Consider the following 14100-nt stretch of genomic DNA (forward strand, 5'->3'; position numbering starts at 1 on the left):
GGTTTGACCCGCGCTCCGATCACGCCCTCCTCGCGGTCAATCCACTTGGTGAAACTTGATGGGGACCGAAAATGAAAAAGCTGATCACGACAACCGCTGTTGCACTATGCCTTTCCACAAGCGCGATCGCGCAGGAGAAGACCGAATTCAAGGTCGCATGGTCGATCTATGTCGGCTGGATGCCCTGGGGCTATCTGGAAGAAAGCGGCATCATGGACAAATGGGCCGACAAGTACGGCATCGACGTCGAGATCGTACAGATCAACGACTACATTGAATCCATCAACCAATATACGGCTGGTCAGTTCGATGGCGTGTCGGCCACGAACATGGACACACTTTCGATACCCTCCGGCGGCGGCGTGGATACCACCGCGCTGATTGTCGGTGACTATTCCAACGGCAACGATGCTGTCATCCTCAAGGGCGACGGCGATCTGGCTTCTCTCAAGGGCAAACCGGTCAATCTGGTCGAACTGTCTGTGTCCCACTACCTGTTGGCGCGGGGCCTGGACAGCGTCGGGATGTCGGAAGCTGACCTCGACGGGGTCATCAACACGTCTGACGCGGACATGATCGCTGCGTTTGCCACGGATGACGTCGAAGCTGTCGTCACGTGGAACCCGCTTGTGTCGACGATCCTCGAAGACCCGGCGGCAACGAAGTTGTTCGACAGCTCCGACATCGCGGGCGAGATCATCGACCTGATGGTCGTGAACACCGAAACGCTCGAGGCCAATCCCGACTTCGGCAAGGCGATGGTCGGTGCATGGTACGAGTTGATGGCGCTCATGCAGGCCGGGGACGAAGAGGTGCTGACCGCGATGGCCGAAGCCTCAGGCACGGATCTGGCCGGTTACAAGGCGCAGCTTGCGTCGACCGAGATGTTCTATGACCCGGCTGCCGCAGTGGCATTTACCGAAAGTGCCGAATTGCCCGGTACCATGGTCAGCGTCGCGGAGTTCCTCTTCGACAAGGGTATTCTGGGTGAAGGCGCACCCTCAGCCGACTTTGTCGGCGTGGCGTATCCAGACGGATCGGTCACCGGGGACGAAGGGAATGTCCAGTTCCGGTTCGATACCACCTACATGCAGATGGCTGCGGACGGCGCTCTCTAAGAGCGCCTTGGCCCCGGGCGTACCCCGGGGCCCAAACAGCCATGCGTTTGATCAACATAAAACCCGGACGCGCCCTCGCGCTGTTTCTGGCCCTGCTGCCCTTTGTGCTGGTGCTGATTGCCTATGCCGTGGGGTCGGACATTCGCTTGTCTGCAAACCCGCAGGACAAGCTGCTGCCTGCGCCCGCCACGGTGGTCGAGACGATGCAGCGCCTTGTGACAGAGGGTGACCGGCGGACCGGGCGCATCCTGTTTTGGCACGACACCTGGGCCAGTTTGCAAAGGCTGGGATTGGGGATCGGGATTTCCGCCCTGGTCGGTTTGATGTTCGGGCTGATCATCGGTCTGTTGCCCTTGGCGCGCAGCGCGCTGGCGCAGTTCGTCGCCGTCTTGTCGATGATCCCGCCGCTGGCGCTGTTGCCGATCCTCTTTATCGTCTTCGGCCTCGGCGAGCTGTCCAAGGTTGTGTTGATCGTTATTGGAACCCTGCCATTCATCATTCGTGATCTCAGCCAACGGGTCCTGGAGATACCGCAGGAGCTGATCGTCAAGGCGCAGACGCTGGGCGCGTCCAGCTGGGTCATCGCAACACGGATAGCTCTGCCGCAGGTGATGCCGCGGCTGATCCAAGCAGTCCGCCTGTCGCTGGGTCCCGCCTGGTTGTTCCTGATTGCGGCAGAGGCCATCGCCTCCGATCTCGGCCTTGGCTACAGGATCTTTCTGGTGCGCCGCTACCTCGCGATGGATGTGATCCTGACTTACGTGATCTGGATCACGTTTCTGGCCTTTGCCATGGACTGGATGCTGCGAAGGGCCTCCCGCCGTTTCTTTCCTTGGGCGGAGGACGGGTTATGAGCTTTGTCACCGTCCAGGATCTGTTCCAGACCTATGATGACCGCCCGATCCTTGAACGGGTGAATGTACAGGTGGACGAAGGAGAGTTCATCGCCATCGTAGGCGCATCCGGATGCGGGAAATCGACGTTTCTGCGCCTTCTGCTGGCGCAGGAATACCCGACGCGCGGCGCAGTGCGGATCGCAGGGGCGGCACCGGCAAGGGAGCCGGGGCTCGACCGCGGAATCGTGTTTCAGAAATACTCTGTCTTTCCGCACATGACGGTACGCGAAAACATCGTGGCGGGTGAAAGCATGCGCACGCGCTGGGGCCGCTTCTTTGGTAGCAGTCTCAAGGCGGCACGCACGCGCGCGGACGAGACACTGGCCCGGATCGGCTTGGATCATGTGGCCGAAAACTATCCCGCAACGCTGTCAGGTGGGATGCAGCAGCGCCTTGCCATCGGACAGGCTCTTGCCGCGCGGCCAAGGATATTGCTGCTCGATGAACCGTTCGGCGCGCTGGACCCCGGGACGCGCCTGTCGATGCATGACTTTTTGCAGGACCTGCGGACCGAGACGGGGATGACCGTCTTCATGGTGACGCACGACCTCGAAGAAGCGTTCAAACTCGGTGACCGCGTCCTTGTCTTCGACAAACCGCGATGGGATCCGCACGACCCATCCCGATATGGCGCCACGATCACCTACGATTTCGATGCCTGTGACGGAGGCATCCCATTCCAACGACTCAAGGAGGATACCCATGTTCTACAGGCCAAATGACAGGTCGCGGTCACACCATCTGCGTGAGCACAGCCATGATGAGGCACGGCATCATCACCCCGACCTGACCAAGCTGCGCGGTTGGAAGGCGATGAAGGCCGAAGCCGATTTGCCCGAAGGCGGGTGGGACGAAGAACGACGCTGGGCGCTGCGCATGGGACTGACAGGCGCCGACAGCATCGAAGACAAGTCGATCCCGACTTTCGCGCGCGGAGAGTTGCCGCACTATGCAGGTATCAACACCTTCCTCAAAGCGCCCTATGCCGAAGACGTGACCGAGGTTGGTGATTATGATGCGACCGTGCTCGGCATCCCGTTCGACGGTGGCACCACTTACCGTGCAGGCACCCGTTTCGGGCCGCAAGGGGTGCGAAAGATCTCTGCCCTCTACACGCCCTACAACTACGAGATGGCCGTGGACCTGCGGGAACAGATGACGTTGTGTGATGCGGGTGATGTCTTCACCATCCCGGCCAATATCGAAAAGACCTTCGACCAGATCAGCCGGGCCGTCAGTCACGTGGCATCATCCGGGTCGTTGCCCATCATGATCGGCGGGGATCACTCCATCGGCTTCCCGTGCGTGCGCGGCATCGCCGAATGCACGTCCAAGAAGATCGGTATCGTCCATTTCGACCGTCATGCGGATATCCAGGAGAAAGACCTGGACGAAAGGATGCACACGACGCCCTGGTTCCACTCGACAAACCTGCCCAATGTGCCGGCCAAGAACCTTGTCCAGGTTGGCATCGGCGGCTGGCAGGTCCCGCGTGAGGCCGTCAAAGTGGCGCGCGAGCGTGAGACCAACATTATCACCATGAGCGACATGGAGAAAATGGGCGTCGACAAGACGGCCGAAATGGCGCTCGAGATGGCATGGGACGGGGTCGACATGGTCTACATGTCGTTCGACATCGACAGCATTGACTGCGGTTTCGTTCCCGGCACCGGTTGGCCCGAACCCGGTGGCTTCCTGCCCCGCGAGGCGCTGGCGCTGGCGTCGAAAGTCGCCGCCGAAGGCATCTGCGGCATGGAACTGGTCGAAGTGGCACCGCCCTATGACCAGTCCGAAATCACAGCCCTGATGGGCACGCGCGTGATCGTCGACGTGCTGGGCTCACTTGTTGCCAGCGGCAAGATGGGCGCGCACAAACGCCATATCGACAAGCCCGTCACCATTCCCCACGGAGAATTCGAAGGAAAGCGGTGGTCGAATGCCACATGATATCGTCAACGGCCATATCGGCCATAACCACAGCCATGGCGGCGATCACCTGCACAGCCATATGCCCGATGCGGACCGTGCCGAAGAACTGCAAGTCCTGACCACGCAATTCATCGATGGTTTCGTCGCGGCGAAGGACAAGATGTCCTACCTGCGTCTCGCTGGCGTTCCTCTGGAAATCGCAGCCCCGGATGGTGGACCGACAATGAAACTGGTCGATGTGCAGTTGACCACGGAATGGCAGGTCGGCACCGCATCGCCTTCATTTGGCTCGCGCGAGCTGTCCTATTTGCCCTATCCCGGTGACATGGTGACCGAGCGTACAAATCTTGGTTTCGTCTATGTCTCGCTCGAGGCGAAACAGGTCAACGACTTGCGCAGCTTCCTTCAGACACATCCGGCAGCAGAGGACGTGACATGAAACATGTACCCGCACGTTTGAGCGTCTTGCCGATGCTTATGGCAACACCTGCCCTGGCGCACCATGAGGTGGCGGTTGTCAGCTCGATCCTGCCGCTGATGGGAGGCATAGCGGTGATCGCAATTGCGGGCATCGGCGCACTTCGCAAGCACTGGCGCAAGTAGCGGACAGCTTGTGCTCGCCGCGACATGCGCCAGCATGAAGGTCTGATTTTCCGGAATCTTTGGTCGGAGTGAGAGGATTCGAACCTCCGGCCCCTGCCTCCCGAAGACAGTGCTCTACCAGGCTGAGCTACACTCCGACCGTGCCGCGCGGATTACTCCGGTGTGCGGTCCTTGGCAAGTGTCTTGTCGCGGAACCGCCCGCTGGTCATCAGGCTGCTGACCCGGAATGTACCCGGTGTCCCGATGCGGCTGCGGGTGCGCAGAACGGGCGTGTTTTCCGAATTGCCCGGCGTGCTTTCACGGAACACGATGAACAGGCCCGATGCGATGATGATGGCGGCACCGATGCCGGTGTAGATGTCCGGCGCCTCATCAAAGAAGATCAGTCCATATGCCGTTGCCCACAAGATTTGCGAGTACTGCATTGGCGCGACAATCGCCGCTTCACCCGTCTGGTAGGCCGCTATGATGAAGCGCCCGGCGATCCACGCCATGACCGAGATGATGGCAAGCATCGCCAGATGTTCGCCCGGCATCGGTTCATAGACGAAAAACAGCGCGACACCCATCACGAGGAAATTCCCGACCATCGGGTACAGGAGCAGGACAACCGTGCGCTCTTCGGCACCGATCTTGCGGACCACAATGGAAGCAAAGGCACCCGAAAAAGCGGCGACAATCGCTGCCACGTGTCCAAAGGTCAGATCGGTCGTGCCAGGGCGTAGCACCACCATGACACCCAGTAGCCCGACAATCACCGCCAACCAGCGCGGCAGGCGCACCCTTTCTCCCAGGATCGGGATCGACAGCACGGTGATCAGCAGAGGTGTTGCAAACAGGATCGCGTAGGTTTGCGTCAAAGGCAGGTTGGAAAAGGCGTAGAACGCCGAAACCCCGGTGACGACAGCCCCAATCGTGCGCACGGCCATCCACCAGGGATGCACCGGCACCAGCGTGCCCGGCTTTGCGTCCCGCATCAGCATGATCGTCGCCAGCGGGAAGCTCAGCAAAACGCTGAAAAACACGATCTGGATCGGCGAATAGGTCGCGCCGAGGGTCTTGATGAATACGTCATGGGTCGAAAACAGCCCAAAGGCGATCAGGGCCAGCACGGCCCCTTTGGCATTGGCGGACATGGCAATAGGTTCGTTGGTGATTTTGTCCGAATGAATAACTGCGCCCGCCGGAATGTCCACCAGCGGGTGCCGCCTCGGTCAGAGAGAAAGTGCACTTTGCCCAAAAATGAACTGCCAGCGGCTGCCATCGGTCATCGTGACAAAGCCGGACCCGGATGTGGCAGACTGGAAAAAGGCGGTGCCCACACCGCGTAGCCCATTGTTGCAGACAACCGGGAAGCTGACGGTGCTGATATCGGCGAACTTGTCGTAGGTGCCGGTGCACACCGCGTTTCCGTTCGTGGCCTGAAAGCTGCCGCCGTTCAGAAAGGTGTCGGTGGCCGACCCGCGAAAGGTCATGCCGTTATCGCCAATGACGGTGACGGGATAGGCGACGTCGCAAGCACCCAGTGCGGCAAGGGCAAGGCCGCACAGCGCGGCACGGAGTTGAAACAGGGACATGGGATTTCCTTTGCTCGGTGAACAACGGATCACGAGGTGGTGATCGCGTCACCGTGTCCCAAGTCAGGAATTCCTGCCGTGACGGGGCGCGGAAAATGTGTATCCGCGCGCCCGCGTATCGCTACAGGCTGGCGTCGAGGGCCGCGAGGATCGCGTCGCCCATCTCGGCCGTGGACAAGGGCGTGCCGCCCTCTGGCCCCATCAGGTCGCCAGTGCGTGCGCCATCTGCCAGCACTTTTTCGATGGCGCTTTCCAGTCGCGCGGCCTCTTCCCCCTGATCGAAGGAATAGCGGAGCGCCATGGCAAAGCTGAGCATGCAGGCGATCGGATTGGCTTTGCCCTGACCCGCGATGTCGGGGGCCGAGCCGTGCACGGGTTCGTACATCGCCTTGGGGCGTCCATTGGCCATCGGCGCGCCAAGGCTGGCCGACGGAAGCATACCCAGCGAGCCGGTCAGCATTGCGGCACAATCCGAAAGGATGTCGCCAAACAGGTTGTCGGTTACGATCACATCGAACTGCTTGGGCGCGCGGACAAGCTGCATCGCACCATTGTCGGCATACATGTGGCTCAGCTCAACCTCGGGGTAGTCTTCGCCCACCTTGGTCACAACCTCGCGCCACAGGATACCGCTTTCCATCACGTTGGCCTTCTCCATCGAGCAGACCTTCTTGTTGCGGCGCATGGCGAGTTCAAAGGCCGAGCGGGCGGCGCGTTCGATCTCGGACTCCGTGTAGCGTTGCGTGTTGATGCCCACGCGCTCGTTGCCTTCTTCGATGATGCCGCGCGGCTCACCGAAATAGACGCCCGAGGTCAGCTCGCGCACGATCATGATGTCGAGGCCAGCGACGATATCTTTTTTCAGCGAGGAGAAATCCGCCAGCGCGTCAAAGCACTGCGCAGGACGCAAATTGGAATAGAGGTCCATCTCCTTGCGCAGACGCAGCAAGCCACGCTCGGGCTTTACCGAGAAGTCCAGATCGTCGTATTTCGGTCCACCCACGGCGCCCAGCAGGACGGCGTCCACCTCTTGCGCCTTGGCCATCGTGTCGTCGTGCAGCGGCACGCCATGCGCGTCATAGGCGGCACCGCCGACAAGGTCGGTGGACACATCGAATGCCAGGTCCCGCTTCGCGCCGTACCAGTCGATGACACGGACCACCTGGTCCATCACTTCCGGGCCGATGCCGTCGCCCGGCAGGATCAAGATCGACGGATTGGACATGGGCGAAACTCCTTTGATTGCTTGGGGTTTCGCCTACTCACCACTGCCCGCAGGGTCAAGGGCAAGGTCCGCCCAAACCAGCCTGTGACGGCTGGCGGTTTCAACGGTTTTGGCCAGCGGATCGTCAGGGGAGGGCCAGAGCACGCCACTGTCCACCACGCGCCAGTGTGTCGAGGGTAGGACATAGCTGACCCGCAGGTCTCCGGGGACAGGATCGGTCCAGTCCACGGTGTCAGTGCCTGCGTGTCCCCGCGGGGACAGATCGGCCAGACGCGGATCGGCCAGCAGGTTTCGGATGGCCGATTTCAATCCACTGCCGTCCTCGGGGTCCAGGTTGGCGTCTCCGGCAAGGACGAATGGACCGGGAGGGGCTGTGCCCACCGTTTCGTCCAGCACGTGTTGCCACAGCCGGATTTCGTCGTGGTTGCGCTTGCCGTTGCGATCCTCGGGTCCGTCAAAGACGGGAGGGCTCGCGTGAAAGGTCATGAGGTGAAAAGGACCATCCGGCGTATCAACCGGCACGATCCAGTGGCCGGTTGTGGACAACCGTTGCGCGGCTTGTGCATCCGGCGAAGGGAAGGGGGCGCCTTCGACCTCGGGCAGCAGGGCGCCGGGAAGCGCTGTCCACAACAGATCAGACAGGTCCTGAACCTGGTCTTCGATGATGGGGAAGCGGGACAGGATCGCCATGCCACCCTGACCCGAAAAACGTCCATATCCCTGCGCATCACGCGGACCGCCAAGCCGTCCATCGCCGTCCATGTCGAGGCCCGTGGGCAGGCCCGTGTTGGGGCGCAGGGCAAACTGATGTGGGTATCCGGCAGCTTCGGCAAACAGTCTCAGGGCCTCGCCGGTCAGGTCGTAGTCGATGCTTTGCAGGGCGAGCAAATCTGCACCCGCGTGGGCAATCACGGCCAGAACAGCGTCAATCTGGTCGTCTCCGCCGCGCGCCAGATCCCTCAGGAACAGGCCCGGTCCGTCGCGTTGCAACTCGGTGTTGTAGGTAGCGATGCGGATCGTGTCGGCCTGTGCCATGGCCCCGAAAAACAGGGCCAGGCAGGTTGTGATCAGGCCAGGAGCATATCCGCGTCGGCGTTGGCGTAGGCCCGCTCGCGCTGGTCCTTGATCATCTCGGCAATCCGCTGCATCGCGATGCCGCGCATGATCATGCTGGCGGGAAGAAAGGCCCATGCGCTCATCGTCCAGATCAGGGTTTGCGGGTTCTCAAGTGTGATCGGGTTTATCAGGTCCGCCGCCATCTTGACCACCGCAGGGATGATGAAGGGCAAAAGGAACCCCAGCGCGATGTTGATCCGCGCATCCCGGTTCAGCCGATAAAGCACGTCTCCACCGGCGGTGGGATCGAAAAGGGGCAGGTTGACCCACACGTTGAACGATCCGTTGCGCGACGGCCATCCCAGCACGCGCACCAGGAACAGGAACACGGCCATGGCAGTCAGCGAGATGAGATAGGCAAGGCCCGCTGCTGTGCGCACCGACTGGACGATGGCATCCTGCGAGTCCGGGGGCAGCATCAGGACCACCAACCGCACCGGGCTGTAGGGGAAGTCGATGCTGTTGCCGATGATCGTACCGACCGACGTCAGCGCATTCGTCAAAAGCGTCGGGTCGGTCTTGCCGCGGCAGATCATGCTGAGCAGGAAGACTGTCATCATGAGGGCCACGAAGCGCAGCCGGTTGAAGGGGGCTGCGTCGCGGAACTCCACGATGCTGGGGCTGCGTGCATTGTATTCGATGAAGGTCATGACTGCGGCAAGAAGTGCAATCAAGACAACAGCTTGAGAGGTTTCACTCGACATGCCTGGCACAACAAGTCCAGGTATGGCGATCATCAAAGCCACCAATAGTCCGCGCAAGGCGGCGCCTGACATTCGTGCAATCACGTCTCTCGATCCCTTCAAACTGGCCAGCCGCGATACGGTGCCGCGTACTTGTTCCAACTTGATCCCACCGGGTCAGGCGGGTGCCTCATTCTCGACACATTTGTGCCTTGATTGACCCGGTCTCTCAAGCTCAGGGTTAATGAAACGTAAACCTTTGGACTTTTTGAGGGTCGGTGTGGTGCGTTTGTGCATCATTTCTGCGGCGGGATTTTGACGGGGCGCAAGATGTTGTGTTCGCGCCCCGCGGGAGGCATAGCCGCTGCCTCTTTTCTGGGATGGATTGGTTAATCCTTCATCACACCCAAGGGCGCGCCTGGGCCGCTTGCGCCTCGAACGTGTCGATGCTGCCGGCCTTCTCCATGGTCAGGCCGATGTCGTCCAAACCTTCCAAAAGGCAGTGCTTTTTGAAGGCGTCCACCTCGAAGCTGAAGCTCTCGCCATCCGACGTCGTCACGGTCTGGTTTTCCAGATCGACGGTCATGCGGGCGTTGGCCCCTTTCTCGGCGTCCTTCATCAGAACGTCCACGGCTTCTTGCGGCAGGGCGATGGGCAGGATGCCGTTCTTGAAGCAGTTGTTGTAGAAAATGTCTGCAAATGAGGTGGATATGACGCAGCGGATGCCGAAATCCTTGATCGCCCAAGGGGCGTGCTCGCGGGATGAGCCGCAGCCGAAGTTGTCGCCTGCCACCAGGATTTGCGCCTCGCGATAGGCGTCCTGGTTCAGCACGAACTCGGGAATTTCATTGCCCTGACGATCAAAGCGCATCTCGTCAAAGAGGTTGGCGCCAAGGCCCGAGCGTTTGATTGTCTTCAGGAACTGCTTGGGAATGATCATGTCGGTGTCGATATTGACCAGCGGCATGGGGGCCGCGATCCCTGTCAGTGTTTCGAATTTGTCCATTTTCGTTAACCTTTTCTGGAAAGGCGGTGGGGTGAAACACCACCCTACATCTTGTGGTTGGTGCCGTGAAAAGGGCCTGTCACCCCCCGTGCACCATGCGTACACCCCCTGTGCACCCCCATCGTCATGGTGCGGTAAGACACCATTAACGAAGGGGTGGGGGTGGTGGGCAGATTGCCCACCTTACATCAGTTCACGCACATCCGTCAGCTTGCCAGTGATAGCCGCCGCCGCCGCCATGCCGGGCGAGACGAGGTGCGTGCGCCCCTTATAGCCCTGCCGCCCTTCGAAGTTGCGGTTCGAGGTCGATGCGCAACGCTCATCCTCGGCCAGCTGGTCGGGGTTCATCGCAAGGCACATGGAACAGCCCGCAAGGCGCCACTCGAAACCGGCTTCCTTGAAGATGTCGGCGAGCCCTTCTTCCTCGGCCTGCGCGCGGACGAGGCCGGAGCCCGGAACGACCATGGCCCGTTTGACCTTGATCTTCTTGCCCTTGAGGATTTCGGCAGCGGCGCGCAGATCCTCGATCCGGCCATTGGTGCAGGAGCCGATGAACACCGTATCGATTTCGATGTCGCTGAGCGGCGTGCCGGGGGTCAGGCCCATGTAGTCGAGCGAGCGTTGGGCCGCGCCGACCTTGCCGCCTTCGAAGTCGTCTGCGCTGGGCACGTTGGCCGTGATCGGCAGCACGTCTTCGGGCGAGGTGCCCCAGGTGACGACCGGCGCGATGTCTTCGCCCTTGATCGTGATGACCTTGTCCCAATGGGCATCGTCATCGGAGAAGAGCGTTTTCCACCATGCGAGTGCGGCTTCGAATTGCGCACCCTTCGGCGCGTGGGGGCGGCCCTTGACGTACTCAAACGTTTTTTCATCTGGCGCGATCAGGCCGGCGCGTGCGCCGCCTTCGATGGCCATGTTGCAGACCGTCATGCGCCCTTCCATGGACAGATCGCGGATGGCTTCGCCGCAATACTCGATGACGTAGCCGGTGCCGCCTGCTGTGCCGGTTTCGCCGATGACGGACAGGGTGATGTCCTTGGCCGTGACACCGGGGCGCAGTTTGCCCGTGATCTCGACCTTCATGTTCTTGGATTTCTTCTGGATCAGCGTTTGCGTGGCCAGCACGTGTTCCACTTCGGACGTTCCGATGCCATGCGCCAGCGCGCCGAAGGCGCCGTGGGTCGCAGTGTGGCTGTCACCGCAAACGACGGTCATGCCGGGCAGGGTCCAGCCCTGTTCGGGGCCGACGATGTGGACGATGCCCTGACGGACGTCGGACACCGGATAGTAGTGGATCCCGAAATCCTTGGCGTTCTTGTCGAGGGCCGCAACTTGGATCGCTGAATCCTCTGTCATGTTCTTGGGATCTTCGCGGCCCGCTGTCGTCGGCACGTTGTGGTCCGGCACGGCGATCGTCTTTTCCGGGGCGCGCACCTTGCGGCGCGCCATGCGCAACCCTTCAAAGGCTTGCGGGCTGGTCACCTCATGGACGAGGTGGCGGTCGATATAGAGCAGGCAGGTGCCGTCTTCAGCTTCGTGCGCGACGTGGGCATCCCAGATTTTATCATAGAGTGTCTTGGGGGACATGGTTGGTCCTCTCCCTTTGATTGGCTGTGTTTGAAATGGATGAGAGGTGGGCAGCCTTATAGGCGCGCCAGCACCGTGTGCGTCGCCCCGAAAAAGCGTTCGCGCAGCCGTGCGCGGTCATCCATGTCAAAGAGGCGTGTCATGCGTGCCAGATAACGGGATTCCATGCGCCGATCAAGCGAGGCTGCAATTGATTGCATGGCCCGGGCATTGCATGCTGCGCAGAACGGAGGGGCGGGATGAGCAACCACACCGGTGGCAACAGCAACGGGATCGCCGACGCGCTGAATTCGGCAGCCGAAGCCGCGACGCTGGGAGCCACACAGGACGGCGAGACGCTGGTCGAGGTCGTGACCTCGGTGGCTGCGTTGCTTTTGGGCCATGTCGAGACGTTGGTGTCGTCCCTGTTGCGGCCCTGGGTGGCGTACCAGATCGGCATTGCGCTGGCCGTGTTCTTGGCGGCCCACCTGCTGCGCCGTCTGCTGGGCCCGCGCATCCGCGAATGGATGGGCACGCGCGAGGGCTGGCCCAAGTGGCGCATGCGCGTGCTGGTCGTCGTACACCAGCGTTTGCGGGCGATGTTCTTCGTCTTTCTCATGTGGCTGGTCGTCTGGATCATGCGAGAGGTCACGTGGCCCTCTCGATCCTATGTGCTGGGCGTCATTGCGACCCTTGCGACCGCGTGGCTGCTGGTTGCCTTTGCCACGCGGCTGATCCGGTCGCTGTTTTTGCGCCGTGTCGTGCGCTACGGCGCGTGGATCTACGTGACGCTTTACGTTCTGGGCGTGGTCGACGAGGCGGCCGAGGTGCTGGACGCCGCCGCCATCAGCTTTGGCGAGATGCGCATTTCCGCCCTGCTGATCGTGCAGGGCGTGGTCATCATCGGCTGCCTGCTGGCGCTCGCCCGCTTCGTCACCGTCACCACGTCCAGCCGTGTGCAATCGAACGAGGATATCTCGCCCTCGATGCGGGTGCTGATCGTCAAGGTCGTGCAGATCGTGTTCTATGCCATTGCCTTCTACGCGGGGGTGCGGGCGCTTGGGATCGATCTGACGGGTCTCGCGGTCCTGTCCGGTGCCATCGGCGTTGGCCTGGGCTTCGGCCTGCAGAAGGTGGTGTCGAACCTTGTCTCCGGCGTCATCATCCTGCTCGACAAGTCGATCAAGCCGGGCGACGTGATTTCCCTTGGCGACACGTTCGGGTGGATCCAGACCCTGGGCGCCCGCTACGCCTCGGTCGTGACCCGCGATGGGCGCGAATACCTGATCCCGAACGAAGACCTGATCACCGGCCAGGTGGTCAACTGGTCCCATTCGAACGAGTTCGTCCGCCTCGATATCTACTTCGGCACGTCCTATGGCTGCGATCCCCATCAGGTGCGCAAGCTCGCCATCGAAGCGGCCAAGGGGGTGGAGCGTGTGCTGTCGTCCCGACCGCCCGTCTGTCACATCGTGGGGTTCGGCGACAGCTCGGTCGACTACATCCTGCGCTTCTGGATCACCGACCCGACCGGCGGGCTGACCAACATCCGCGGTAACGTCTATCTGGCGCTGTGGGACATCTTCAAAGAGAACGACATCTCGATCCCCTTCCCGCAGCGCGAGGTGCGGCTATTGGGCGAGAACGGGACACAGGATGACGGGTCATGATCCAGATCGGTGAGGGGGCATGGCAGATCCCGGTGATGCCGCGGCAGTCAGTGAACTGCTACCTGCTGGGAGACGTGCTGGTGGATGCGGGCGTGAAACGGTCGGGGCGCAAGCTGCTGGCGGCACTCAGGGGCAAGGCGGTGTCGGCCCACGTCCTGACCCATGCCCACCCCGACCATCAGGGGGCGACGGCAACGATGTGCCGCGCGCTGAACCTGCCGCTGATGTGTCACGAGGCAGAACGCGAGGCGGCAGAGACCGGATATGTCCTCGGCTCCTTTCCCAACCCGACATCGCTGATGGCGCGAATGCAGCAACGGTTCTTTGCGGGCGAGGGGTATCCGGTTGCCCGAACGCTTGTGGAAGGCGACAAGGTCGGCGGGTTCGAGGTGATCGAGACGCCGGGCCACACGGCCGGGCATATCTCGTTCTGGCGGGCCTCGGATGGGGTGCTGATTGCCGGGGATGCTGCGGTGGGGATGAACCTGTTTACCACTGCGCCGCGACTGGGCTTGCCGCTGGAGATTGCCACCTGGGATATGAATGCGGCACGCGCCTCAATCCGCAAGCTGGCTGATTTGCGGCCCCGGCGCGTTGCGTTTGGTCATGGGCCGGCGGTCGAGGGCGCGGCCTTTGTTCAGTTTGCGGAGACGCTGGCCTAACAACGGAACAGGGCCCGGGGTCGGGCGTTGTGTGTCCAAAGGAGACACG

16 protein-coding genes and 1 tRNA gene are annotated in these 14100 nt (G+C 61.4%); 8 read left to right on the forward strand and 9 right to left on the reverse strand.

Features of this window, described 5'->3' with window-relative positions:
- Positions 1-71: 71 nt before the first annotated feature.
- From KUV51_RS12185 to KUV51_RS12210, 6 genes are read left to right on the forward strand one after another with little or no spacing between them, the layout of a single operon-like run.
- Positions 72-1118 carry a putative urea ABC transporter substrate-binding protein gene (locus KUV51_RS12185; RefSeq protein WP_222521891.1) on the forward strand — a complete coding sequence of 349 codons (1047 nt, stop codon included), beginning with the start codon at positions 72-74 and terminating at the stop codon, positions 1116-1118.
- 41 nt (positions 1119-1159) lie between these two features.
- Positions 1160-1972: an ABC transporter permease gene (locus KUV51_RS12190; protein WP_222521892.1), complete on the forward strand. Its 813-nt coding sequence runs from the start codon at positions 1160-1162 to the stop codon at positions 1970-1972.
- On the forward strand, positions 1969-2736 hold the full coding sequence (locus KUV51_RS12195; RefSeq protein ID WP_222521893.1) for an ABC transporter ATP-binding protein: 768 nt from the start codon (positions 1969-1971) through the stop codon (positions 2734-2736). Before KUV51_RS12190 ends, KUV51_RS12195 begins: the two co-directional genes overlap by 4 nt.
- The gene (locus KUV51_RS12200; protein WP_222521894.1) at positions 2717-3961 is read left to right on the forward strand and encodes an agmatinase family protein; all 1245 of its coding nucleotides are present in this window, start codon (positions 2717-2719) and stop codon (positions 3959-3961) included. Before KUV51_RS12195 ends, KUV51_RS12200 begins: the two co-directional genes overlap by 20 nt.
- Positions 3951-4382 (forward strand): hypothetical protein, encoded by a 432-nt coding sequence (locus KUV51_RS12205; protein ID WP_222521895.1) that lies wholly within the window; start codon positions 3951-3953, stop codon positions 4380-4382. Before KUV51_RS12200 ends, KUV51_RS12205 begins: the two co-directional genes overlap by 11 nt.
- Complete coding sequence (locus KUV51_RS12210) at positions 4379-4546, forward strand: hypothetical protein (protein ID WP_222521896.1); 168 nt, start codon at positions 4379-4381, stop codon at positions 4544-4546. The genes KUV51_RS12205 and KUV51_RS12210 overlap by 4 nt, the downstream gene beginning before the upstream one ends.
- 60 nt (positions 4547-4606) lie before the next feature.
- Here the strand turns inward: KUV51_RS12210 and KUV51_RS12215 are convergent.
- From KUV51_RS12215 to KUV51_RS12255, 9 genes are all read right to left on the reverse strand, one after another.
- A tRNA-Pro gene (locus tag KUV51_RS12215) sits at positions 4607-4683 on the reverse strand.
- Positions 4684-4698: 15 nt separating this feature from the next.
- Positions 4699-5682 (reverse strand): DMT family transporter, encoded by a 984-nt coding sequence (locus KUV51_RS12220; protein ID WP_222521897.1) that lies wholly within the window; start codon positions 5680-5682, stop codon positions 4699-4701.
- A 78-nt stretch (positions 5683-5760) separates the two neighbouring features.
- Positions 5761-6123, reverse strand: coding sequence for a hypothetical protein (locus KUV51_RS12225; RefSeq protein ID WP_222521898.1), 363 nt, complete (start codon positions 6121-6123; stop codon positions 5761-5763).
- A gap of 121 nt (positions 6124-6244) precedes the next feature.
- Positions 6245-7348 carry a 3-isopropylmalate dehydrogenase gene (gene leuB / locus KUV51_RS12230; RefSeq protein ID WP_222521899.1) on the reverse strand — a complete coding sequence of 368 codons (1104 nt, stop codon included), beginning with the start codon at positions 7346-7348 and terminating at the stop codon, positions 6245-6247.
- Positions 7349-7381: 33 nt separating this feature from the next.
- Positions 7382-8383, reverse strand: coding sequence for an endonuclease/exonuclease/phosphatase family protein (locus KUV51_RS12235; RefSeq protein ID WP_222521900.1), 1002 nt, complete (start codon positions 8381-8383; stop codon positions 7382-7384).
- Positions 8384-8415: 32 nt separating this feature from the next.
- Positions 8416-9252, reverse strand: coding sequence for a hypothetical protein (locus KUV51_RS12240; protein ID WP_222521901.1), 837 nt, complete (start codon positions 9250-9252; stop codon positions 8416-8418).
- A 295-nt stretch (positions 9253-9547) separates the two neighbouring features.
- Complete coding sequence (gene leuD / locus KUV51_RS12245; protein ID WP_222521902.1) at positions 9548-10153, reverse strand: 3-isopropylmalate dehydratase small subunit; 606 nt, start codon at positions 10151-10153, stop codon at positions 9548-9550.
- Between the two features lie 183 nt (positions 10154-10336).
- Entirely contained in the window at positions 10337-11740 is a 1404-nt protein-coding gene (leuC, locus tag KUV51_RS12250) for a 3-isopropylmalate dehydratase large subunit (protein ID WP_222521903.1), read from the reverse strand.
- A 56-nt stretch (positions 11741-11796) separates the two neighbouring features.
- Positions 11797-11907, reverse strand: coding sequence for an isopropylmalate isomerase (locus KUV51_RS12255; protein ID WP_222521904.1), 111 nt, complete (start codon positions 11905-11907; stop codon positions 11797-11799).
- Between the two features lie 72 nt (positions 11908-11979).
- Between KUV51_RS12255 and KUV51_RS12260 the strand changes: the two genes are divergently transcribed.
- On the forward strand, positions 11980-13389 hold the full coding sequence (locus KUV51_RS12260; RefSeq protein ID WP_222521905.1) for a mechanosensitive ion channel family protein: 1410 nt from the start codon (positions 11980-11982) through the stop codon (positions 13387-13389).
- Positions 13386-14051, forward strand: a complete 666-nt coding sequence (locus KUV51_RS12265; protein WP_222521906.1) for an MBL fold metallo-hydrolase — start codon at positions 13386-13388, stop codon at positions 14049-14051. The genes KUV51_RS12260 and KUV51_RS12265 overlap by 4 nt, the downstream gene beginning before the upstream one ends.
- Positions 14052-14100 lie beyond the last annotated feature (49 nt).

It is taken from the genome of Tateyamaria omphalii (assembly GCF_019802125.1).
Classification (GTDB): Bacteria; Pseudomonadota; Alphaproteobacteria; order Rhodobacterales; family Rhodobacteraceae; genus Tateyamaria; species Tateyamaria omphalii_B.